24 protein-coding genes and 1 pseudogene are annotated in these 21875 nt (G+C 75.0%); 9 read left to right on the forward strand and 16 right to left on the reverse strand.

Features of this window, described 5'->3' with window-relative positions; translation table 11 throughout:
* Positions 1 to 23: 23 nt before the first annotated feature.
* Genes aztD through aztB form a run of 4 tightly spaced genes read right to left on the reverse strand, consistent with a single transcriptional unit; the run spans position 24 to position 4295 of the window.
* Positions 24 to 1271 (reverse strand): zinc metallochaperone AztD, encoded by a 1248-nt coding sequence (gene aztD, locus DQ240_RS08905; RefSeq protein ID WP_113839269.1) that lies wholly within the window; start codon positions 1269 to 1271, stop codon positions 24 to 26.
* 44 nt (positions 1272 to 1315) lie between these two features.
* The gene (gene aztC, locus DQ240_RS08910; protein WP_113839270.1) at positions 1316 to 2221 is read right to left on the reverse strand and encodes a zinc ABC transporter substrate-binding protein AztC; all 906 of its coding nucleotides are present in this window, start codon (positions 2219 to 2221) and stop codon (positions 1316 to 1318) included.
* Positions 2218 to 3432 carry an ABC transporter gene (locus DQ240_RS08915; RefSeq protein ID WP_113839271.1) on the reverse strand — a complete coding sequence of 405 codons (1215 nt, stop codon included), beginning with the start codon at positions 3430 to 3432 and terminating at the stop codon, positions 2218 to 2220. The genes aztC and DQ240_RS08915 overlap by 4 nt, the downstream gene beginning before the upstream one ends.
* A 47-nt stretch (positions 3433 to 3479) precedes the next feature.
* Positions 3480 to 4295: a zinc ABC transporter permease AztB gene (aztB, locus tag DQ240_RS08920; RefSeq protein ID WP_113839272.1), complete on the reverse strand. Its 816-nt coding sequence runs from the start codon at positions 4293 to 4295 to the stop codon at positions 3480 to 3482.
* Between the two features lie 47 nt (positions 4296 to 4342).
* Here aztB and aztA point away from each other — a divergent pair, with 47 nt between their 5' ends.
* Positions 4343 to 5002 (forward strand): zinc ABC transporter ATP-binding protein AztA, encoded by a 660-nt coding sequence (gene aztA / locus DQ240_RS08925; protein WP_113839273.1) that lies wholly within the window; start codon positions 4343 to 4345, stop codon positions 5000 to 5002.
* A 21-nt stretch (positions 5003 to 5023) separates the two neighbouring features.
* On the opposite strand, the gene DQ240_RS08930 is transcribed toward aztA, so the two are convergent.
* Together DQ240_RS08930 and DQ240_RS08935 are read right to left on the reverse strand one after the other, a co-directional pair.
* Complete coding sequence (locus DQ240_RS08930) at positions 5024 to 6037, reverse strand: metal ABC transporter solute-binding protein, Zn/Mn family (protein WP_113839274.1); 1014 nt, start codon at positions 6035 to 6037, stop codon at positions 5024 to 5026.
* 98 nt (positions 6038 to 6135) lie between these two features.
* Positions 6136 to 6606: an iron chaperone gene (locus DQ240_RS08935; RefSeq protein ID WP_113839275.1), complete on the reverse strand. Its 471-nt coding sequence runs from the start codon at positions 6604 to 6606 to the stop codon at positions 6136 to 6138.
* A gap of 243 nt (positions 6607 to 6849) precedes the next feature.
* Between DQ240_RS08935 and DQ240_RS08940 the strand changes: the two genes are divergently transcribed.
* Positions 6850 to 8034 carry a benzoate/H(+) symporter BenE family transporter gene (locus tag DQ240_RS08940; protein WP_199589193.1) on the forward strand — a complete coding sequence of 395 codons (1185 nt, stop codon included), beginning with the start codon at positions 6850 to 6852 and terminating at the stop codon, positions 8032 to 8034.
* A 2-nt stretch (positions 8035 to 8036) separates the two neighbouring features.
* Here DQ240_RS08940 and DQ240_RS08945 read toward each other — a convergent pair whose 3' ends face one another.
* The 6 genes from DQ240_RS08945 to DQ240_RS08965 all read right to left on the reverse strand — a co-directional run bounded on the left by DQ240_RS08945 (position 8037) and on the right by DQ240_RS08965 (position 12192).
* Positions 8037 to 9656 carry an ABC-F family ATP-binding cassette domain-containing protein gene (locus tag DQ240_RS08945; RefSeq protein ID WP_113839276.1) on the reverse strand — a complete coding sequence of 540 codons (1620 nt, stop codon included), beginning with the start codon at positions 9654 to 9656 and terminating at the stop codon, positions 8037 to 8039.
* A 33-nt stretch (positions 9657 to 9689) separates the two neighbouring features.
* Positions 9690 to 10673, reverse strand: a complete 984-nt coding sequence (locus tag DQ240_RS08950; protein ID WP_113839277.1) for a zinc-binding dehydrogenase — start codon at positions 10671 to 10673, stop codon at positions 9690 to 9692.
* Between the two features lie 34 nt (positions 10674 to 10707).
* Entirely contained in the window at positions 10708 to 10929 is a 222-nt protein-coding gene (locus DQ240_RS08955; RefSeq protein ID WP_113839278.1) for a three-helix bundle dimerization domain-containing protein, read from the reverse strand.
* Positions 10930 to 11037: 108 nt separating this feature from the next.
* Entirely contained in the window at positions 11038 to 11469 is a 432-nt protein-coding gene (locus DQ240_RS08960) for a DUF1801 domain-containing protein (RefSeq protein WP_113839279.1), read from the reverse strand.
* Positions 11470 to 11480: 11 nt separating this feature from the next.
* Complete coding sequence (locus DQ240_RS24230) at positions 11481 to 11606, reverse strand: hypothetical protein (protein ID WP_255410883.1); 126 nt, start codon at positions 11604 to 11606, stop codon at positions 11481 to 11483.
* A 10-nt stretch (positions 11607 to 11616) separates the two neighbouring features.
* Positions 11617 to 12192, reverse strand: a complete 576-nt coding sequence (locus DQ240_RS08965; protein ID WP_113839280.1) for a bifunctional 2-polyprenyl-6-hydroxyphenol methylase/3-demethylubiquinol 3-O-methyltransferase UbiG — start codon at positions 12190 to 12192, stop codon at positions 11617 to 11619.
* Positions 12193 to 12245: 53 nt separating this feature from the next.
* Between DQ240_RS08965 and DQ240_RS08970 the strand changes: the two genes are divergently transcribed.
* Together DQ240_RS08970 and DQ240_RS08975 are read left to right on the forward strand one after the other, a co-directional pair.
* Positions 12246 to 13310 (forward strand): winged helix DNA-binding domain-containing protein, encoded by a 1065-nt coding sequence (locus DQ240_RS08970; RefSeq protein ID WP_113839281.1) that lies wholly within the window; start codon positions 12246 to 12248, stop codon positions 13308 to 13310.
* Positions 13311 to 13346: 36 nt separating this feature from the next.
* Positions 13347 to 14318 carry an aldo/keto reductase gene (locus DQ240_RS08975; RefSeq protein ID WP_113839282.1) on the forward strand — a complete coding sequence of 324 codons (972 nt, stop codon included), beginning with the start codon at positions 13347 to 13349 and terminating at the stop codon, positions 14316 to 14318.
* A gap of 67 nt (positions 14319 to 14385) precedes the next feature.
* Here DQ240_RS08975 and DQ240_RS08980 read toward each other — a convergent pair whose 3' ends face one another.
* The 3 genes from DQ240_RS08980 to DQ240_RS08990 are packed head-to-tail and all read right to left on the reverse strand — an operon-like array spanning position 14386 to position 16514.
* Entirely contained in the window at positions 14386 to 14847 is a 462-nt protein-coding gene (locus DQ240_RS08980; protein ID WP_113839283.1) for a nitroreductase family deazaflavin-dependent oxidoreductase, read from the reverse strand.
* Positions 14848 to 14865: 18 nt separating this feature from the next.
* The gene (locus DQ240_RS08985; protein ID WP_113839284.1) at positions 14866 to 16119 is read right to left on the reverse strand and encodes a glutathionylspermidine synthase family protein; all 1254 of its coding nucleotides are present in this window, start codon (positions 16117 to 16119) and stop codon (positions 14866 to 14868) included.
* Complete coding sequence (locus tag DQ240_RS08990) at positions 16116 to 16514, reverse strand: hypothetical protein (protein ID WP_113839285.1); 399 nt, start codon at positions 16512 to 16514, stop codon at positions 16116 to 16118. The genes DQ240_RS08985 and DQ240_RS08990 overlap by 4 nt, the downstream gene beginning before the upstream one ends.
* Before the next feature lie 127 nt (positions 16515 to 16641).
* Between DQ240_RS08990 and DQ240_RS08995 the strand changes: the two genes are divergently transcribed.
* From DQ240_RS08995 to DQ240_RS09005, 3 genes are all read left to right on the forward strand, one after another.
* Positions 16642 to 17490, forward strand: coding sequence for a formate/nitrite transporter family protein (locus tag DQ240_RS08995; protein WP_113839286.1), 849 nt, complete (start codon positions 16642 to 16644; stop codon positions 17488 to 17490).
* Between the two features lie 73 nt (positions 17491 to 17563).
* Positions 17564 to 18481, forward strand: a complete 918-nt coding sequence (locus tag DQ240_RS09000) for a neutral zinc metallopeptidase (protein ID WP_113839287.1) — start codon at positions 17564 to 17566, stop codon at positions 18479 to 18481.
* A 72-nt stretch (positions 18482 to 18553) separates the two neighbouring features.
* On the forward strand, positions 18554 to 19342 hold the full coding sequence (locus tag DQ240_RS09005; protein WP_113839288.1) for an enoyl-CoA hydratase/isomerase family protein: 789 nt from the start codon (positions 18554 to 18556) through the stop codon (positions 19340 to 19342).
* On the opposite strand, the pseudogene DQ240_RS24505 reads toward DQ240_RS09005, so the two are convergent.
* A pseudogene (locus DQ240_RS24505) lies at positions 19339 to 20180 on the reverse strand (siderophore-interacting protein). The gene DQ240_RS09005 and the pseudogene DQ240_RS24505 overlap by 4 nt on opposite strands.
* A 317-nt stretch (positions 20181 to 20497) precedes the next feature.
* On the opposite strand from DQ240_RS24505, the gene DQ240_RS09015 reads away from it, so the two are divergent.
* Both DQ240_RS09015 and DQ240_RS09020 read left to right on the forward strand, forming a co-directional pair.
* A complete protein-coding gene (locus tag DQ240_RS09015) occupies positions 20498 to 21304 on the forward strand; it encodes a hypothetical protein (RefSeq protein ID WP_113839289.1) in 807 nt (268 codons plus the stop codon).
* A 3-nt stretch (positions 21305 to 21307) separates the two neighbouring features.
* Positions 21308 to 21844, forward strand: a complete 537-nt coding sequence (locus DQ240_RS09020) for a phage holin family protein (RefSeq protein WP_113839290.1) — start codon at positions 21308 to 21310, stop codon at positions 21842 to 21844.
* The last annotated feature ends 31 nt before the right edge of the window (positions 21845 to 21875 follow it).

Consider the following 21875-nt stretch of genomic DNA (forward strand, 5'->3'; position numbering starts at 1 on the left):
CCGTCGCCGCGCAGGGACGGCGGTCAGCCGGTGACGACGGCGATCTCGTTGGGGGTCACGTCGAGCTCACCGGTGGCCAGCACCGCACCGGTGGCCAGGTCGACGGCGTGCACCGCGTTCGCGGCCGGCTCGGTGACGTAGGCGATGCCGTCGTGCACCTTCAGCGCCGGGTGCGCGTCCTGCCACTCCTCCGGCCCCTCCCACGGCGCGACCACCGGGTAGGAGGCCAGGACCGCGCCGGTCTGCTCGTCGAGCAGGTGCAGGTTGCCGTCGGTGCCGAGGAGCACGGCCTCGTCCTGCGGCCCGCGGGCGAGGTCGCGGAAGGTGTACTGCACACCCTCGGGCAGCGGGACGACCTGCAGCCGGTCGGCGGCGGTGTCGACCAGCGTCACCGCGGAGAGCACGTAGCCCTCGGCGTCGGGGTCGGAGTTGTAGTCGCCCAGCGCCACCGGGGAGGACTCGGTCGTGAAGACGTTGCCCGTGCGGCCGTAGGCGTCGGGGGCGGTCAGCTTGGTGAACTCGCCGTCGTAGACGAGGACGCCGTCCTCGCAGCCGAAGACCGCCACCTCGCCGGCGACGGTGCCCTCGCCGTGCACGCCCGGGCACTCCTCGTTGCGCGCCACCTCCTCGCCGGAGGCGTCCAGGACGCGCACGCCGGTGCGCTCGTCCTCGGTGCCGAGCGTGGACAGCAGGGTGCCGTCCTCGAGCTCGATGGCGACCCCGTGGTGGGCCTCCTCCGACTCCCAGGTCCGCGTCTCCGGCAGGCCCTCGGCGTCGAGCAGGTCGTCGGTGGCGTACGAGGTGATGTCACCGGTGCCGTCGGCGAAGAGCACCGTGCGGTCCCCGTGGACGACGACGTGGCCGGCCTCCTCGGCCTCGAACACCCGGTCGGTCAGCTCGGGATCGGCGGCGTAGGAGGTGCCCCCGTCGGTCCAGACACCCGCGTCGAGGACCTGGAAGCCCTCCTCGGTCGTGACCATGACGTGCCGGCCGTCGCCGGCGGGGTTGACCCGCAGGAAGCCGTCCATCTCGGAGTCCCCGACGACCTCGAGCGTCGTGCCGTCGAGGACGAGGACGCCGCCGTCGTAGGTGAGCGCGATCCGCGGCTGGGGAGCGTCCAGCTCGGTGGCCGACGCGGCCGGGGACGTGTCCGCCGACGAGGCGGACGAGCCGGAGGCGCCGGAGTCGGAGTCCGACGAGCAGGCGGCCATGAGGAGGCCGACGGCTCCGAGGGCGGCCAGGCGCCGCGGAGAGGAGAGGGATGAGGTCATGCCAATGAGCGTAGTGGGAATGATTCCCATTCCAACAAGCGGGGTCATCGGAGGCCCGCGACGATGGCGTCGGTGTTGGCCCGCATCATCTGCAGGTAGGTCTCCGCGCCCTCGCCCTCGGCCGTCAGCGACTCGGTGAACAGCGGGACGACGGCCACGTCGACGCCGGCCTGCTCGGCGAGGACCTGCACCAGCCGGTCGGGCTGGGACGAGTCGGCGAAGACGGTGCGGACGCCGGCCTCCCGCACCGCGGTGGCCAGCTCGTCGAGGTCGCTGGCGCTGGGCGAGGCCAGCGTCGACCCACTGGGGACGACCGCGCCCACCACGGTGAAGCCGAACCGGTCGGCCAGGTAGCCGAAGACGTGGTGGTTGGTCACCAGGGACCGCTGCCCCGCGGGGATCGTCGCGAACTGCTCGCCCATCCACGCGTCGAGCTCGGCGATCTCGGCCCGGTAGCGCCCGGTGTCGTCGGCGAGCCGGTCGGCGTCGACGCCCTCGACCTCGGCGAGTGCTCCCGACAGCGCGTCGACCACCGCCAGCATCTGCTGCGGGTCGGTCCAGAAGTGCGGGTCCACCCCCTCCTCGTCCTCGGTGGTCCACTCGACCGGCTCGACCGCGTCGCCGGCCTGGACCACCCGGACGCCGTCCTCCCGGGCCGCCTCGACGTGGCGGGCCACCCCCTCCTCCAGGCCGAGCCCGTTGGCCACCAGCAGGTCGGCCTCCCGCATGCGGGCCGCCTCCTGGGCCGAGACCTCGAACGAGTGCGGGTCGGCGCCCGGTGGCATGAGCGTCAGCACCTCGGCCTGGTCGCCGACCAGCTCCCCCACGACGTCGCCGAGGACGTTGGTGGTGACGACGACCAGCGGGCGCCCGTCGTCGTCCGACGTGCAGCCGGCGAGCGCAGCGGCGGCCAGCAGCGCCCCGGCGAGGGCTCCCGCGACCCGCCTCACCGGCCGGTCTCCGCGAGGTGGGCCGGCGCGACCGCGGCCGGGAACGTCCGGGCGAGGCGGGCGCCGTCGGCGTAGTCGATCTCCAGCAGCCGCCTGCCCGCGGGGTCGTTGACGTAGGCGCGGTCCGCGGCGACCTGCAGGTCCACCTGGTCGAGCCGGTCGACCGGCAGCAGCGGCTCGGTGGCCGCCGTCCGCCCGTCCGGCGTGAGGACGACGACCCGGCCGGCGGCGTCCACGCCGACCACCCGGTCCTCCTCGTCGCCGGCCGCCACCGCCCGCACCCAGGGCGTCTCGGTCGGCACGAGCTGCCAGCTGCGCGCCCGGGTGTCGAGCAGCCAGACACCCCGGTCACCGGCGGGCGCGGCGACCGCGGGCCGGCCGGGCCGGTTGGCGAGGCCGCCGGCCCGCTCCTCGTCGGCCACCGGGACCGGGTAGGCGATGCGCTCGAGGTCGATCCCGTCGTCGGTCTCGGTGGCCAGCACCGCCCCGTCGGCGCAGGACACGACCACACCGACGCGGGTGGGATGGCCGCCGCGCGGCTCGGCGCACTCCGCCTCCGCGCCGGGCAGCGGCTCGCCGTCGAGGTCCAGGGCCACGACCGCATCGGCCGTGGTCGCGACCAGGCGGCTCCCCAGCGGGACCAGGGCGCCGTCGTGCGGCTCGGACTCCACGCGGGCGAGCTCGGTCACCTCGCCCTGCCCGAGGGCGGCCCGGTCCAGGACGACGCCGGTGCCGGTGTCGGGCGAGAAGAGCGCGGTCAGCGTCTCCGACGACGCCACCCGGACGCCGCCGGACCACTCGAGCGTGCCGGCGACCCCGGCCGGCGCCCGGTAGTAGTGCACGTGGTCGCCGTGGTCGACGGTCCACGTCCCCGTGTCGACGACGGTGAGCTCGCCCGCCGGTTCGGAGGCCGCGAACAGGAACCGGCCGTCGGTGCCCACCGCGGAGACGGCGCCGACCTCCCCCAGCGCCGCGGCCTCCTCGGTCAGCAGGTCCAGGGCGTGCACGGACCCGGCGTCGTCGAGGTAGGCCAGTTGCAGCTGCGGCTCGGCGAGCTCCTCGGCGCCGGCGACGAAGCCGTGCTCGGCGGACTCCCCGGCGGCGGGGCCGTCGCTCGGCTCGGCGGGGTCGCCGCCGCAGGCGGTGAGCAGCAGCACGGCGGCGCCGGCGAGCGCCGGCGCGCCGCGGAGGCGACGGGGTGGTCGGGACACGGGTCCTCCAGGGATCGAGCGGAACGGAGAGGCGGGCGGGCGCCGGCTCAGCGCGCGACCACGGCGCGGGCGGCGACGGAGAGGGCGACGAGGGCGACCGCGCAGACGGCGATCGAGGCGCCACCGGCGGTGCCGGCGTGCCAGGACAGGAGCAGGCCGGCGAGCACGGCGACCGCGCCGACGGCGGCGCCGGCGGCCATGGTCGAGGGCAGCCGGCGGGTCCACTGCCGGGCCGCGGCGGCTGGCGCCAGCAGCAGCGCGACGACGAGCAGGGTGCCCAGCGCCGAGTAGGAGACGACGACGGCGGCGCTGACGACCAGCACCATCAGCGCGTGCGCCAGGCGCGGGCGCAGGCCGAGCGTGGCCGCCGTCCGCTCGTCGAAGCTCACCGCCACGAACGCCCGGTGGCAGGCGGCGCAGACGGAGACGAGCACGACCAGGCCGGCGCCGAGGAGCACGAGGTCGGACTGCCGCACCGCCAGGACGTCGCCGAAGAGGATCGCCGTGACGTCGGTGGCGAAGGACCGGGAGCGGGACACGATGAGCACGCCCAGCGCCAGCATGCCGACGAAGAGCAGGCCGATGGCGGTGTCGGAGGACAGCCGCGCCCGGCGGGCCACCACGCCGACCCCGACGCTCATCAGCCCGGCGCTCACGGCGGCGCCGGCCACCGGCGGCCAGCCGGCCAGCGTGGCGACGGCGACCCCGGGGAGCATGCCGTGGGCGAGCGCCTCGCCGAGGAAGGCCATCCCGCGGACCACCACCCAGGTGCCCACGACGGCGCAGGTCACCGCCGCGAGGACACCGCCGAGCAGGGCGCGCTGCATGAAGGGGACCGCGAAGGGGTCGAGGAGCCAGGACACCCGACGAGAGTAATGGGAACGATTATCACTCTTGCTACGGTGGGGTCATGCCCAGCGCCATCGACCTCGACGACCTCAGCGTGCGCCGCGGCGAGACCCTCGCGCTCGACGGGGTCTGCGCCTGCCTGCCCGCCGCGGCGGTGACCGCCGTCGTCGGGGGCAACGGCGCCGGGAAGTCGACCCTGCTCGACGTCCTCGCCGGGGTGCTGCGCCCCACCTCGGGCTGCGTGGACGGGCTGTGCGGGCGGACGGTCGCCTACGTGCCCCAGCGCAGCGCCGTCCCCGACCACCTGCCGCTGACGATCGCCGACACCATCGCCATGGGCCGGTGGCGGGAGCGCGGTCCGTGGCGCCGGCTGCGCGCCGCCGACCGGGCACTGGTCGCCGCGGCGGCCGAGCAGCTGGGCCTGACCGACCTGCTCGCGGCACCCCTGTCCGCGGTCTCGGGTGGCCAGCGGCAGCGGGCACTGCTGGCCCAGGGACTGGTGGCCCGCGCCGACGTCCTGCTCGTGGACGAGCCGACGGCCGGGGTGGACGCGGCCACCCGGCTGGCCGTGCTCCAGGCGCTGGCGACGGAGGCCGAGCGCGGCGCCGTGGTCGTCCACGCGACCCACGAAGCCGCCGCGGTGGACCGCGCCGACGCGGTGCTCGCGCTCAGCGCCGGTCGGGTCGAGGTCCCGGCCGGCGCCCCGGGCGCCGCGGCCTGAGCCCCGGCGCCCGACCGCGGGTCAGCCCCGCGCGAGGGCGTCGGACAGGGCGCGCAGCTGGGTGAGCTGCCAGTCGACGAAGGACCCGTCGTCGTCGGGCACGGACTCCGTCACCTCGACCACCGGCACGCCGGCGTCCTCGGCGCTGCCACGCAGCTGCTCGGGCACGCCGCCCTCGGTCTGGGTGTTGTAGACGAGGACGTCGACCCCACCACCGCTCAGCGCGCTCCCGAACTCGGCCACGTCGCCGGGCGCCGGGTCCGACTCGTTGCTGGCCGCCTCGCGGTAGCCCTCCGGCGTGACGTCGGTGAGACCGATGTCCCGGGCCATGTAGTCGAAGACCGACTCGGTGGCCGCGTAGGTCCGCCCCGCGGCGGCGGCGCGCAGGGACTCGATCTCCGCCAGGTACGGGGCGAGCTCCTCCTCCCACGCCGTCGCTCGGTCGGCGAAGTGGTCGGCGGCGTCGGGCGAGAGCGCGGAGAGCTCGGCGGTCACCGCGTCGGCGGCCTGCTGCACGAAGTCGGGCGAGTGCCAGATGTGCGGGTTCACGCCGCCGTGACCGTGCCCCTCCTCCTCGGCGTGCTCCTCGCCCTCCTCCTCCGTGTGCTCCTCGCCCTCCTGCTCGGCGTGCTCCTCGGTCTCGAGGCCGGCCACCTCGGCGAGGTCGAGCACGACCGGGGCGGGGTCCACGTTCGCCGCCGCGTCCGCGGCCCAGTGGTCGTAGTCGGCGCCGTTGAGGACGACGAGATCGGCCTCCTCGAAGGCGGCGATGTCCCCGGTGGTGGGCTCGAAGTCGTGCGGGTCCACCGCGGTCGAGCTGATGACCGTCGTCACCGAGGCGCAGTCCCCGCCGAGGGACTCCACGACGTCCCCCCACTGCCCGACCGAGACCACGACGTCGACCACGTCGCCGGGGCAGGCGTCGGCGTCCCCCACGCTGGTGGTGGGCCCCTCGTCCTCGCTGCCGCACGCGGCGAGGGCGAGGGTGGCGGCCGAGGCGATGGCCAGGGCGACGGTGCGGGGATGGCGGCGCATGCGGTGCTCCAAGGTGATAACGGTAATGATTCCCAGTACCACTATGCCGCAGCGCTCCACCGCCCATGCCACCGCCCCGTGCCGGTCGTCTCGACCGGTCAGGACACCGCCCTCCGCACCAGCGCGGAGATGTCCGCCTCGGCGGCCTCGTCCAGCTCCGCCGTGACCGCGAAGGACGTCGGCCAGAAGCCACCGTCGGCGTCGAGCCGCGCCTCGTCGTTGAAGCCGAAGGTGGAGTAACGGACCCCGTCGGCCTGCCCGCTGCGGAAGAAGCACACGACCTTGCCGCCGGCGCCGGCGTAGGCGGGCTGGCCGTACCAGAGCTTCGGGGCCAGGTCCGGGGCCGCTGCGGTGACCAGCGCGTGGACCCGCTCGGCCAGCCCACGGTCGGGCTGCGGCATCGCGGCGATCTTCGCCAGCAGGTCCCGCTCGGCTGCGGCCGCCTTGCCCGTGCCGCGCCGGCCCTCGGCCCGGACCTCGGCGGCCCTCTCCTTGACCGCGGCCTGCTCGGCCGCCGAGAGGCCGCCCTCCGAGCGGTCCTTGCTGCGCGACTTCGACGTGCTCGTCACCGTGTGCTCCTCCTCGGGTCCGCGACGTCCCTCGACGTCGGCACCGGCGACGCTAGGCAGCCGACGACGACGGGGCTTCTCGATTCCTGCTCGATCCACCCCGCCGGTGGGGCGGGTTGTCCCCGCTTCGGCGCTGGTCCTAGCCTCGCTCCCGGGCCGCGACCGGCACTGCGCCTGGGCTCCCGTCCGACCGAGGAGCCCGATGCACCGCCCGCGCGCCGCACGACCTCGCCGGGCCACCGCGTGACGGCGGCTGCCGGCGGGCTGTCCCGGCCGATCTCCGCCGGCGTCGTCTCCGGGCTCGTCGGGTTCACCAGCTCCTTCGTCATCGTGCTCAGCGGCCTCGCGGGCGTGGGCGCCGACGCCGACCAGGCCGCCAGCGGGCTGCTCACGGTCAGCGTCGCGATGGGCCTGTCCTCCGCCCTGCTGGCGCTGTGGACCCGGATGCCGATCACCGTCGCGTGGTCCACCCCCGGCGCGGCGCTGCTCGCCTCGACCGGGACGGTGGACGGCGGCTGGCCCGCCGCGGTCGGCGCCTTCGTCGTCACCGGTGTCCTGGTCGTCGTCACCGGGCTCGTGCCCCGACTCGGCGCGCTCGTCGCCGGCATCCCCGCCTCGGTCGCCCAGGCGATGCTCGCCGGCGTCCTGCTCCCCCTCTGCCTCGGACCGGTCACCGGGCTGGCGGACAACCCGCTCGCCGTGGCGCCCGTCGTCGCCGTCTGGCTGCTGGCCATGCGGTTCCTGCCGCGCTGGGCGGCGCCGCTGGCGTTCCTGACCGCCGCGGTCGTCATCGGCGTCGACGTCGCCACCTCCGACGCGGCGGTGGACCCGGCGACGCTCGTGCCGCGGGTGGAGGTCACCGCCCCGGCCTTCACCCTGGGCGGCATCGTCGGCATCGCGGTGCCGCTGTACCTGGTGACGATGGCCTCGCAGAACGTCGCCGGTGCCGCGGTCATGAAGTCCCTGGGCTACGAGGTCCCCTGGCGGCGCTCCATGCTGGTGACCGGGATCGGCACGGTCGCCGGGGCCCCGACCGGGGGGCACGCGATCAACCTGGCCGCGATCAGCGCGGCGCTGGCGGCCGGTCCGGAGGCCGGCGAGGACCGCTCCCGGCGCTGGGTCGCGAGCGTGACCTCCGGGGTCGTCCTCGTGCTGCTCGGCGTCGCCTCGGCGGCGTTCGGCGCGCTGGTGCTGCTGGCCCCGGCCGGGGTGATCCCGGCCGTGGCGGGTCTCGCCCTGCTCGGCGTGCTCGCCGCCTCGTTGCAGGCGGCGCTCGCCGAGGCCGACGAGCGGGTCCCCGCCGTCGTCGTCTTCGCCACGGCCGCCTCGGGCATCGCGATCGCCGGCGTCAGCGCCGCCTTCTGGGCCCTGGTGGCCGGGCTCGTCGTCCGCGCCGTCCTCCGCCGGGGACCGCCGCCGGCCGGCTGAGGTCAGCGGGCGCGGGCCACCCGCGTCTCGTCGAAGACCGGCTCGGCCGACTCGTACACCCGCCCGTCGGAGCCGAACACCAGGAACCGGTCGAAGGAGCGGGCGAACCAGCGGTCGTGGGTCACCGCCAGCACCGTGCCGTCGAAGGCGGCCAGCGCCTCCTCCAGCGACTCGGCCGACAGCACGTCGAGGTTGTCGGTCGGCTCGTCGAGCAGCAGCAAGGTGGCCCCGGAGAGCTCGAGCATCAGCACCTGGAACCGCGCCTGCTGCCCGCCCGACAGCGTGCGGAACAGCTGGTCGCCCGAGTCGGCCAGGCCGTACCGGCGCAGCGCCGCCATCGCCCGGCCACGGTCGACCCCCGGCCGGCCCGGCTCGCCGTGCCAGAGCAGGTCGACGGGGGTCCGCTCCAGCCACTCGGGATGGGCGTGGGTCTGGGCGAACAGCCCGGGGACGACGCGCGCGCCCAGCCGCCAGGAGCCGGTGTGGGCCACCTCCTGACCGGCGAGCATCCGGAGGAAGTGCGACTTGCCCGCGCCGTTGGCCCCCAGCACCGCCACCCGGTCGCCGTAGAAGACCTCGAGGTCGAACGGCTGCATCAGCCCGGTCAGCTCCAGCGCCTCGGCGGTGACCGCCCGCACGCCGGTGCGCCCGCCGCGCAGCCGCATCGAGAGCGACTGCTCCACCGGCGGCTCCGGTGGCGGACCGGCGGCCTCGAACTTGGCCAGCCGCGTCTGCATCGCGTGGTACGTCGAGGTCATCGCCGGCGAGTTCTTGGCCTGCTGCTGCAGCGTGCGCACCAGGTCGACCAGCCGCTGGTGCTCCTCGTCCCAGCGGCGGCGCAGCTCGGCCTGCCGCTCGTGCCGGCTCGACCGGGCCTCGTGGTAGCTGACGAAGTCACCGCCGTGCACCCACGCCGTCCCGCCCTCGACGGTGACCACGCGGTCGGCGACCCGGTTCAGCAGCTCGCGGTCGTGGCTGACGAACAGCACGGTCTTGCGGGTGTCGAGCAGCCGCTCCTCCAGCCACCGCTTGCCGGGGACGTCGAGGTAGTTGTCCGGCTCGTCGAGCAGCAGCACCTCGTCGGGTCCGCGCAGCAGCGCCTCCAGGGCCAGCCGCTTCTGCTCGCCGCCGGACAGCGTGGACAGCTCCCGGTACTTGCAGCGGTCCAGCGGCACCCCGAGCGCGGCGACCGTGACGGTGTCCCAGGTGACCTCGGCGTCGTAGCCCCCGACGTCGCCCCAGTGCGCGAGCGCGGTGGCGTAGGCCATCTGCGTCGGCTCGTCGTCGGTCTCCATGAGCCTCAGCTCGGCGGCATCGACGGCGTCCCAGGCGGCGCGGACGGCGGGCGGCGAGAGGTCGACGAGGAAGCGCTGCACCGTCGTGTCGTCGCGCACGGAGCCGATGAACTGGCGCATCACGCCCAGCCCACCGGTCCGGGCCACCGCGCCGGCCTCGGGCACCAGGTCGCCGCTGATGATCCGCAGCAGCGTGGTCTTCCCGGCCCCGTTCTCCCCGACCAGCGCCGCGCGGGCGCCCTCCCCCACGCGGAACGACACGTCGTCCAGCAGTACCCGCCCGTCCGGCAGCGTGTGCCGGACCCCGCTCACGTCGACGTAGCCCACCCCGACAGTCTCCGGCTGCCGACAACCGGGTTCTCACGCGGTGCGCAGCACCACCTTGCCCAGTGCCCGGCGCTGCTCCAGGTCGGCGTGCGCCCGGGCGGCCTCGGCGAGCGGGTGGTCCGTGACCAGCGGGCGCCAGCGTCCCGCGGCGACCCGGTCCAGCGAGCGGCCGGCCAGCCCCGGGATCCCGCCGGGGAGGGCGGTCATCCGCGGCCCGAGCGACCAGCCGGCGGTGATCCCGAGGCGGACGACGTCCCCGGTGTCGAACCGGGTCGGCGCACCGGCCGAGTAGCCGAACATGACCAGCCGCCCGCCGGGGCGCAGCAGCTCGAGCGCGCAGCGGCCCACCGCACCGCCGACGCCGTCGTAGACGACGGTCACCCCTCCGGTCGCCCCGCGGACCCGGTCGTCCCAGCCGGCGGCGGTGTAGTCGACGACGAGGTCGGCGCCCAGTTCCGCCAGCCGGGCCGTCTTCTCCGCACCTCCGGCGGCGGCCACCACCGTGGCGCCGGCCGCCCGGGCCGCCTGGACCAGCAGCCATCCCATCCCGCCGGCCGCCGACGGGACGAGGACGACGTCCCGCGCCGACGGGGGCTCGAGCTCCAGCACGCCCAGCGCGGTGCGGCCGGTGCCGACGGCGGCGACCGCGTCCGACCAGCCCACCTGCTCCGGCACGACGAACAGCTGCCCGTCGACGGCGGTCACCGCCTGCTCGGCGTAGCCGCCGGGGACGGGCCCGAGGTGGGCGACGACGCGCCGACCCAGCCAGGCCGGGTCGACGCCGTCGCCGAGCGCGTCGACGACCCCGGCGACCTCGCGGCCGGGGACCATGGGGAGCTCCGGCAGCGGGAGCGAGACCGGTCCCGGGTCACCGCGCCGCAGGACGGTGTCGACCAGGTGGACGCCGGCGGCCCGGACGGCGATGCGGACCTGCCCCGGCGCGGGCGTCAGGTCGGGGAGGTCGTCGAGGACCAGGCGGTCGGGGCCGCCGAACTCGTGCAGTCGGATGGCGCGCATGCCCGGGAGGCAACCGCCTCACGTGCACTCGAGGTCAAGCGGGACGGTCCTCCGACTGCAGCCGCGCGCGGGCCAGCCGCTCGACGAGCTCCGGGAGCGCGGTCGTCGGCACGCCGCTGAGGTCGCGGCGGCAGCTACGGACGACAGTGCCGATGACCTGGGGACGCAGCTGGTGGGAGAACTCGGCGGTGAGCCGCACGACCGCCTGGTCGATCGCGGCGTCCTCGTCGGAGGGCCTCGTCAGCGCTCGCGTCATCCGTCGTCCTCCCCCTGCCACGAACGCCGGGACGGTCCCCCCGACCGGCGCCAGCACACGGTGCCTCGGCAGGCGGCGGCGAACCAGGGACCAAGTGCCCTGCGGCGGTCAGCCCGCGTAGTAGGCGTTGCGGCCCTCGCGGGTCAGCGCGAGCGCGTCCCGCACCAGGGCGGCGAGCTCGTCGGCGTCCACCCGGTCCAGGGAGGAGAACCGGACGCAGCTCTTGCCGCAGGACACCTTTCCCAGGCGGGCGGCCCGCGCCTCGGCGATGTAGCCGCCGTCGACGACGGCGCAGACGTAGAGCGAGAGGTGCCGCTTCTGCGCGGCGAGCGCGACGACGGGCCAGGGCGTGGCCACCGTCGCCGAGCGCGGCTTGTAGGGCATCAGCCCGTACCCGAGCATCTGCCCCCTGCCGGCACCGACCAGCTGCCGGTCGATGCCCGGAGCGGCGGCCGTGACCAGGGCGTCGACGCGGCGCAGCTCGTCCTCGCGCTCGCCGGCCGCGGCGAACCACGCCTCGATCTCCTCCGGCGCCGTCACGGCGGCTCCTCTCAGCCGAGCACGAGGGACAGCGCCGTGGCCACGGCCGTCAGCACCATCACCAGCACGACCACGGTGGCGACCATCCGCCGCCGCCGCTCGGCGTCGCGGCCGCCGGCGCCACCCATCCCCATCACGACGGCGACGCTACCGGCGGCGCCCCCACAGCAGCGTGTCCAGCGCCGTGCCGGCCGGGGTCTCGCGGGTCACCTGTGCCAGCCGGTCGACGTCGAGCAGCTCCGCGACGGGGGCGAACCGCGTCACGCTGTGCAGGATGGCCGGCTCCTGCGGGCCGCCGACCCCGCGCTCGACGTTGTCGACGTCGTGGCCGAGCACCAGGAGCCGGCCGCCGGGGCGCAGCCAGCCGACCGCACGGCCGAGCAGCTCCTCCAGGTCCGGTGACGGCAGGTGCAGGTAGGCCACGAGCACGAGGTCGACCGGCTCGTCCGGTCCCGGCCAGGTCAGGACGTCGGCGGCCACCCACGCCACCCGGTCGGCGCCGGGACGTTCCCGGCCGCGGGCCAGCCCGGTGGCGGAGAAGTCGACGGCGGTCACCCGCCAGCCGAGACCGGCCAGCCACAGCGCGTGCCGCCCCTCCCCCGCGGCGAGGTCCACCGCCGACCCGGGCGTCACCTCGGCGAGCAGCTCGGCCACGAGGGCGTTCGGCTCCCCCGACCACTGCTGCCGCTCGGCGTACCGGTCGTCCCATGCCTGTGCGTCCACGGTCCGATCCTGGCAGGGACCCGCCGGTCACCCCCTCCTGCCAGGCTGCCGGCATGACGACGTCACCCCGGGAGCTGGCCCTGCTCCGCCTGGTCGCCCAGCGGCTCGCCGGCCCCCCGGCCGCCGATGCCGCCGACGCGGTCGCCGGGCTGCTGTGCGTGCAGGGGCAGGACCTCCCGGGGGCGCTCACCTCGGTGGCGCTGCGGACGCCGGACCGGTCCCTGGCGGGGGTCCGGGCGGCGCTGGACTCCGGCGCGGTGGTCCGCTCCTGGCCGATGCGGGGCACGTTGCACCTCGTCCCCGCCGGCGAGCTGCACTGGCTGCTGGAGTTGTGCGGGCCCCGGGTGCTGGCCGGTGCCGTCCGGCGACGGGCGCAGGTCGGGCTCACCGAGGCCGACCTGGAGCGCGGCCGGGAGCTCGCCTCCGCTGCACTCGGTGGCGGCCGCCGGCTGGCCCGCGCGGCGCTGCTGGCGACCCTCGCCGAGGGCGTCGACGTCAGCGGCCAGCGCGGCTACCACGTGCTCTGGTACCTCGCCCAGACCGGCACCCTCGTCCTCGGCCCGACCGACGACGGCGACCAGGCGTTCGTGCTGCTCGACGAGTGGGTGCCCGCCCCGAGGCGGTTGAGCCGGGAGGAGGCACTGGCCGAGCTGGCCCGCCGCTACCTCACCGGCCACGGCCCGGCGTCCGACACCGACCTGGCCCGGTGGGCGGGGCTCGGGCTGCGCGACGTGCGCGCCGGCATCGCCGCGGTCCGCGACGACCTCGCCGCGGTCGAGGTCGAGGGCCGGGAGCTGCTCATGGCGCCCGACCTACCCGATCGGCTGGCCACCTGCCGCGCGGAGGTCGAGGACGCCGTCCTGCTGCTGCCGGGCTTCGACGAGATGGTGCTCGGTTACGCCGACCGCACGTGCACCGTGCCCGCGGAGTTCGCCGACCGGATCGTGCCCGGCAACAACGGCATGTTCCGGTCCACCGTCGTGCACGGAGGCCAGGTGGTGGGCGTGTGGCGGTGGAAGGGCAGCGGCGCGAAGCGGGTCCCGGCGCCCGAGCCGTTCACGACGTTCCCCGACCGTGTCGCCGCTGCGATCCCGGAGGTCGCCGCGGCCCTCCCCTGACGTGCACGGACGTCACCTCCGGACGAGGCTGGGGGCATGGAGTACACCCGCCTCGGCACCACCGGTCTGCAGGTCTCGCGCATCTGTCTCGGGATGATGAGCTTCGGCGACCCGCAGCGCGGCGCCCACCCGTGGAGCCTCCCCGAGGAGGAGAGCCGCCGGCTGATCGAGAAGGCCCTCGCCGCCGGCATCACGTTCCTCGACACCGCGAACGTCTACTCGGCCGGCTCCAGCGAGGAGATCACCGGCCGCGCGATCCGGGACTTCGCCTCCCGCGAGGACGTCGTCCTCGCGACCAAGGTGCACGGCCGGATGCGGCCGGGGCCCAACGGCGCCGGCCTGTCGCGCAAGGCGATCCTCGCCGAGCTCGACGCGTCGCTGCAGCGGCTGGGCACCGACTACGTCGACCTGTACCAGATCCACCGGTGGGATCCGCACACCCCGATCGAGGAGACCGTGGAGGCGCTGGACTCCGCGGTCCGCTCCGGGAAGGTGCGCTACCTCGGCGCCTCGTCGATGTGGGCCTGGCAGTTCGGCAAGGCGCTGCACACCGCCGGCGAGCACGGCTGGCACCGCTTCGTGTCGATGCAGGACCACTACAACCTGCTCAACCGCGAGGAGGAGCGGGAGATGCACCCGCTCTGCGCCGACCAGGGCATCGGCGTCATCCCCTGGAGCCCGCTCGCCCGGGGCCGGCTCACCCGCGACTGGGACGAGACGACGTCCCGCTCGGAGACCGACGAGTTCGGCAAGCGCCTCTACGACGAGGCCTCCGACCGGGCCATCGTGGAGCGGGTGGCGGAGGTGGCCGCCGAGCGCGGGGTGCCGCGGGCCCAGGTCGCGCTCGCCTGGGTGCTGAGCAAGCCGGTGGTCTCCGCCCCGATCGTCGGCGTCACCAAGGACGCCCACCTCGACGACGCCGTCGCCGCGGTCGACCTGCACCTCACCGACGAGGAGATCGCCCGGCTGGAGGAGCCCTACCGCCCGCACGAGGTCGTCGGCTTCTAGAAGGACCCCCTCGTCCCCCACCACTCGCAGGCTCGCGGCGGGCCCCTACGAGGGGGCCGCCGGGGGGCTAGGCCGGGTTGGCCGGCTCCGCGCGCTCGACGACGAACACCGGGATGACCCGGTCGGTCTTCTGCTGGTACTCGGCGTAGGGCGGGTAGGCGGCGACCGCGCGCTCCCACCACTGCGCCTTCTCCTCGCCGGTCACCTCGCGGGCCACGCCGTCCCAGGGCTCGGGGCCGTCCTGGACCGTCACCTGGTCCGGGTACTTCCGCAGGTTGGCCACCCACGCCGGGTCGGTCGGGGCGCCGCCCTGCGACCCGACCATCGCGTACGCGCCCTCGTGCTCCACCCGCATGAGCGCCTGCTTGCGGACCTTGCCCGACCTCGCGCCCCGTGTGCTGAAGATGCAGACCGGCAGACCGGTGTCCAGCAGCGTGTTGGCCTCGCGGCCGCCGCTGGCCTCGTACTGCGCGACCTGGTCGCGGACCCACTGCTGCGGACTCGGCTCGTACTCACCCGTCAACGGCATGACCCGAACCTAGGCCGGTCAGCGCCGCCCTGCTCGGGGGGACGACGGCAGCCGGTGGTCGATCGTGTGCGGGACGAAGAAGCTCAGGTTGTCGGTCACCAGGCCGTCGCTCTCCCGGATGCCCAGGCCGGCCGGCTCGCCGTCGACCACCCACGCGCCGAGCACCGGGTGGTGCGGGCCGTCGACGCCGGCGAAGTCCGGCAGCGGCGCGAACTCCTGCACGACGAAACCCTCGGTGCCGTAGCGGCCGGGCAGCTCCTCGGTCACCTGCCCGTCGCGCACGATCGCCACGTTCGCCCCCTCGCGGCCCCACAGCGGCTTGCGCACGTAGGTCCGCCACGACGAGGGCATCTCGTCGGCGAAGTAGGCCGGCAGCAGCAGCTGGGACAGCACCGGGTCGCTGCCGAACATCTGCCACAGCACCGGCAGCAGCGCCTTGGTGCTCCACAGCATCTTGTAGGCCGGTTCCACCCACGTGGTCCCGCCCGGCCGGGCGGCGTCGGCGAGGACGGCGGGGCCGAACTCGTCCTCGATCAGCCACTCCCAGGGGTAGAGCTTGAAGACGACGTCGAGGTGACGGCCCTGCGGGTCGTAGAACCGGGCGTCGCCGTCGTCGAGCACGATGTCCTCGACGACCAGCTCGATCGCCTCGTAGCCGGCCTGCACCACGGTGTCCATCAGGTAGGCGACGGTCATCCGGTCCTCGCCGGACTTCTCCTCGCTGGTCCACGCCAGGTGCACCCGCGGCCGGACGCCGGTGCGCCGTTCCCACCGGGTCAGGTTCCGCTGCCAGGCCGCGACGAGCTTGTCGTGCAGCGCGTTCCACTGGTCGCTGCCCTGGCCGGTGAACAGGTGCCAGTTCCACTGCGTGACCGCGGACTCGACCAGGCCGGTGGGGGTGTCGGCGTTGAACTCGAGCAGCTTCGGCGGGCCCTCGCCGTCGTAGCGCAGGTCGAAGCGGCCGTAGACGCTGGGCGGCTCGACCTCCCAGGTGCGGCGGATCTCCGGCCGGGCGATCGGCGGGATGCCCATCCGGTCGAACAGGTCGCGCTCGATCACGTGGTCGCCGGCGGCCTCGCACATGGAGAACAGCTGCGCGACCCAGCCCTCGAGCCGCTCGACCTCGGCCATCGTGAAGTCGTAGAACGGGCCCTCGCGCCAGTAGCTGCGGACCTCGCCGCCGGGCAGGCCGGTCCGGTTGTAGACCAGGCCCTGGGCCTCGATCTCCGCTTCCCACCCCGGCCGGACGACGCCGGCCTCGATCCGTCTCAACTGCCGGCGCCGGTGCCCACGCGCCCGCCGGTGCCCGACCCGATGCCACCGCTCACCCGCGTCCCGCCGGTGACCTTCCCCGACGCCGGGAGGCCGGCGTTGCGCCGGGCCGTCGAGTCGCGGGGGTCGATGCGGGTGCCGCCGCTGGGCAGCACCGTCCCCGGCGACAGGCCGCGGCCGAAGGCGCCGACGTAGAGGAAGAACAGCCCCCCGCCACCGCCGGAGTAGCCGTCGTCGCAGTAGTCGTCGTCGACGATCTCGCCGTCCTCGTTGGTGCAGTAGGCGACCTGCTCGTCCTCGTCGTCCTCCGTACCGCAGCCGGCGAGGAAACCGGTCGCCGCGGTCGCCAGCACCGTCGTCGTCAGGGCGCTCTTGACGCGGTTGGACACCGCCACGGACCCTCCCCGGCTCGTCGAGATGCCCTGACCCTAGATCCCGGCGGACGGACGGCCACCGGGGGCGGGCGCGGGGATCCGGCGCTAGCGTCCGGGAGGAGCGCCGCTGCACACCCGGAGGCCCCGCATGACCGACAAGCAGCCCGCCGAGATCGCCCAGGTGGCGGCCGAGACCGGCGCCAAGAAGGTGCACCGGACGTGGGACCGCGTCCTGGTCAGCGCCTTCCTCGCCGGCGCCTACATCTCCTTCGGCGCGATGGTGGCCATCACCGTCTCCTCCGGGCTCGACCCCGAGACCTGGGGGACGCTGCCCACCCTGTGGACCGGCGCCGCCTTCACCCTCGGCCTGGTGCTCGTGCTCATCGCGGGCTCGGACCTGGCGACCGGCAACATGATGCTGGTCCCGCTCGGGGCGATGCAGGGCCGGATCACCGTCGGCGACGTCGCCCGCAACCTCACCCTGGTGCTGCTGGGCAACCTGCTCGGTGCGCTGTTCGTCGCCTACTTCCTCGCCGTCTCCACCGGGGTCATCGGTGACGCCGACAGCAGCGGGTCGGCCGGGCTGACCTTCGAGCGGCTGACCCAGATCGCCGAGGGCAAGACCTCCGGGCACACCGCCTGGGAGATCTTCCTCCGCGGCGTCGGCTGCAACTGGCTGGTCTGCCTGGCGGTGTGGATGTCGCTGTCGGCCGCGAGCATCTCGGGCAAGATCCTGGCGATCTTCTTCCCGATCATGGCGTTCGTCGCGATGGGCTTCGACCACGTCGTCGCCAACATGTTCTTCCTGCCGGCGGCGATCTTCGCCGGCGTGCCCGACGTCGGCTGGGGCGACACGCTCCTCAACTGGCTGCTCGCCGGGGCGGGCAACCTGGTGGGCGCCGTCGTCTTCGTGGCGACGTCGTACTGGTACCTGTTCCTCCGCGACCAGCCGGCCACCGCACCCGCGCACGGCGGCGAGGCCCCCGAGCGCGCATGACCCGGGCCCGGTCGGGGCAGCCCTCCGGCCGGTGCCGCCCCGGGTGCCACGGAGCGCAGGAGGACGGCCGGCGATGAGGTACCGCGAGTCGGGACGGCTGGACACCTCCGGCGTGCAGGACCGCCGCCGCGGCGGTGGCGGGCGCGGACTGGCCGTCGGGGGCGGCGGGCTCGGCCTGGTCGGCGTCCTGGTGCTCGTGCTGTTCCAGGTGCTCGGCGGCGGGGGCGGGGGCGGCCCCGTCGCCGGAGCCCTGGGTGGGCAGCTCGGCTCCCTCGGCCAGGGCGAGACCGCCGACAACACCCAGCTCGAGCAGCAGTGCCAGACCGGGCAGGACGCCAACGAGTCGGTCGACTGCGCCGTCGTCGCCGACATCGAGTCGATCCAGGACTACTGGACCGGCGTCCTCGGCGACCGGTACTCCCCCACCGACACGGTGTTCTTCTCCGGCTCGGTGCAGACCTCGTGCGGCGGGGCCACCAGCGGCTCCGGGCCCTTCTACTGCCCGGCCGACCGGCTCGTGTACATCGACCTCTCCTTCTTCGAGACCCTCCAGGAGCAGTTCGGCGCCGCGGGTGGCCTGTTCGTGAACGCCTACGTGCTGGCCCACGAGTACGGCCACCACGTGCAGAACCTGCTCGGCATCAACCAGCAGGTGGACCCCGGCGAGACCGGTCCGGAGAGCGGCACGGTGCGCCTCGAGCTGCAGGCGGACTGCTTCGCCGGGACGTGGGCGAACCACGCCGAGACGGTGCCGGACGAGTCCGGCGAGCCGCTGATCGCGGAGATCAGCCAGGACGACATCGACCGGGCCCTGGACGCCGCCGGCCGGATCGGCGACGACTTCATCCAGCGCGAGCTCGGCGGCGGGACGGTCGACCAGGACGCCTTCACGCACGGCTCCTCGGAGCAGCGCCAGCGGTGGTTCACCACGGGCTACGAGACCGGCGACCCCGCGCAGTGCGACACCTTCGCCACCGACGACCTCGGTTGAAGCGGAGTCGCTGGGTGACGCTTTCCGTCACCCAGCGACTCCGCTCACGAGGGCGCGCATGAAGATGACGGCGTGGCGGAGCACCTGACGTTGACCCCCGACGGCCTCGGACCGGGCGTCGCCGTCCTCACCATCGACCGGCCGGCCAAGCGGAACGCACTCACCGCCGGCATGTGGCGGGACCTGCCCGGAGTGCTCGCCGGGCCCGCGGCCGACCCCGCCGTCCGGGTGCTGGTGGTGACCGGCGCGGGCAGCAGCTTCTGCGCCGGCGCCGACATCGCCGACCTGCTCGGCGGGCCGGACGCCGCGGACCCGATGGCCGCGCTGCGCCGGGACAACCTGGCCGCCCAGGCGGCCCTGCGGGAGTTCCCCAAGCCCACGGTCGCGATGATCCGCGGCCACTGCATCGGCGGCGGCGTCGAGCTGGCCACCTGCTGCGACCTGCGCTTCAGCGACGAGACCGGCGTCTTCGGCGTGACGCCGGCGAAGGTGGGCATCGTCTACACGCCCGAGTCGACCAAGACCCTGCTCGACCTGGTCGGCCCCGGGCTCACCCGGTTCCTGCTGTTCAGCGGCGAGCTCGTGGACGCGCCGACCGCCCTGCGCACCGGCCTGGTCGACCGGCTGCTGCCCCCGGAGGAGCTGGAGGACGAGGTGCGCCGCTTCGCCGGCGTGCTCGCGTCGCGGTCGGCGCTGACCCAGCGGTCGACCAAGGAGGTCGTCACCGCGCTGCTCGGCGGCGGGGACGGCCGGCCCGAGGTCGCCCGCTGGTACCGCGAGACGATCGCGGCCGGCGAGCTGGCCGAGGGGGTGGCGGCGTTCGGCGAGCGCCGCTCCCCCGACTTCCCCTGGCGCGGCTAGACCGCCAGCGTCTGCTCCTCGGCCTCGACGGCGGCGTTCCACTCCGGCTTCTCGGCCTGCCAGCGGTCCTCGGTGCGGCCGATCCGCCAGTAGCCGGAGACCGACAGGCGCTCCCGCGGGACGTCGAGCTGGCCGCGCAGCCACCGCCGCAGCTCGCGGACCGCACCGGCTTCGCCGTGCACGAACGCGTGGACGGAGCCCTCCGGCAGCGGCGCGGCGAGGACGGCGGCCACGAGCGCGGTCCCGGCACCCGGTCCCCCCTGTGCACCCAGGTGAGCTCCACGCCGTCGGGCAGCGGGAGCTGCTGCTCCTCGGTGTCGTCGGCGACCTCGACGAAGGCCAGCACCCGGGCGCCGGCCGGCAGCTGCTCGATCGTGGCGGCGATCGAGGGGAGCGTCGTCTCGTCCCCCACCAGCAGGTGCCAGTCGGCGTCCGGGTCGGGGGTGTACGCGCCACCGGGGCCGAGCAGCACCACCGCGTCGCCGGGCTGCGCGGCGGCCGCCCAGGGACCGGCCAGCCCCTCGTCCCCGTGGGTGACGACGTCGAGGGTCAGCTCACCGGCGGCCGCGTCCCACCGCCGCACCGAGTAGGTGCGGGTGCACGGCCAGAACTCCCGCGGCTGCTCGGCCTCGACCGTCTCCGGGTCGAAGGGGGCCGCGTACGGCGCACCGCGCGGCGGGAGCACCAGCTTCACGTAGGAGTCGGTGTGCACGGGTGCGAAACCGTCGAGTCCGGGGCCGCCCAGGACGAGGCGCACGAGGTGCGGGGTGACCCACTCGCTGCGGACGACGACGGCCTGTCGGGCGGAGCGCCGGCGGCGCGGGGCAGGGGCGGCCATGACGGGCTCCAGACGACGAAGGGAAGCCTCACCTTACTCCCGTGCCGACGTCCGGTTCGACCTCGTCGTTTCGTCCGCGATCACACGGGTACCGCTTGATCCGCAGGCCGGTGGCCCACTCAGACACGGTGGGACGACCCGGCCGGCGCCCACCGCGGGGTCGCCGGCCGCCTTCCCACAACGCTCCCGAGGTCGCTCCCGCGACCGGTGGAGCCGTGTCCACTGGGCCCGCACGGACGCGGCCCGGTCGCGCCCCGAACAGGGGCACTCACCGGTGCACGCACGCCCCGACCACGTCATTCGCCTGAGGAGGACCGATGACCCACTCCATCGACACCCCGTTCCCGCCGCCCCCCGCCACCAGCGCGGGCGCGACCAGCCCCTCGACCGGCGAGTCCACGTCGAAGGCCGACGTCGCCAAGGACGAGGCCCGCAACGTCGGGCAGACCGCCGCGCAGGGCGCGAGCCAGGTCGCCTCGACCGCCGCCGACCAGGCCAAGGAGGTCGTGCAGGAGACCAAGGCCCAGGCCCAGGACGTCATCGCCCAGGGCCGCGACCAGCTGCGCCAGCAGGTCGTGAGCCAGCAGCAGAAGGCCGGTCAGGGCCTCGCGGGTCTCGCCGACGCCCTCCGCGGCATGGCCGACGGCAACGCCCCGGCTCCCGGCCCCGCCGCCGACCTGGTCAAGCAGGGTGCGAGCAGCCTCCAGCAGTTCGCCGACGCCCTGCAGAACCGCGAGCCCGCGGACCTGCTCGAGGAGATCCGCTCCTTCGCCCGGCGCAAGCCCGGCACCTTCCTGCTCGGCGCCGCGCTCGCCGGTGTCGTCGCCGGTCGGCTGACCAGCGGCGTCAAGGCCGCGCACTCCGACACGAGCACCAGCTCGTCCGGGACCACCGGCACGTACCGCACGCCCGCCAACTACGTCGACCCCGCCCCGGCCTACTCCGGCTACGGCGAGACCGGCGTCTACAGCGAGGCCACCACCGGCTACGGCACCGCGACCACCGGTGGCGCCCCGGTCCCGCCGCCGCCGTACGGCACCGTCCCGCCCGCCGGCAGCGTCGTCCCCCCGACGACCCCCGCCGGCTGGGACGACCCGGCCCGTCGCCCCGGCGGGGTGGTCTGAGCCATGACCACCCCCTACTCCGGTGCCACCCCGGTCGGCACCCAGTCCGGGTACGGCGAGCCGCAGGCGAACTACGCCGTCACCCCTGACCAGTACGGCGCCCACTCCGGCGCCGGGGTCTCGGGCGACATGGGCACGCCGACCACCGCACAGGGCCGCCCCGACGTCGAGGGCACCTCGGTCGGGCAGCTGATGGGCGAGGTCGCGAAGGACCTCTCCACCCTGATGCGCCAGGAGCTCGAGCTGGCCAAGGCCGAGGTCAAGGCCGAGGCGACCAAGGCCGGCAAGGGTGCCGGGCTCATGGGCGCCGCCGGCTTCGCCGGCTACATGGTGCTGCTGTTCCTCTCCATCGCCCTGTGGTGGGCGCTGGAGAACCTCATGGACGCCGGCCTGGCCGCCCTCATCGTGGCGATCCTCTGGGGCGTCGTCGGGGCCGTCGCGTTCGTGATGGGCCGGAACCAGCTCAAGAAGGTCAACCCGAAGCCGGAGCGCACCGTGGACACCCTGTCCCAGGTGCCCGGCGCCCTGAAGCCCCACTGACCAGCGGCCCCCGGCCCCCACACACCTGGAG

The organism is Blastococcus sp. TF02A-26 (assembly GCF_003319125.1).
Classification (GTDB): domain Bacteria; phylum Actinomycetota; class Actinomycetes; order Mycobacteriales; family Geodermatophilaceae; genus Trujillonella.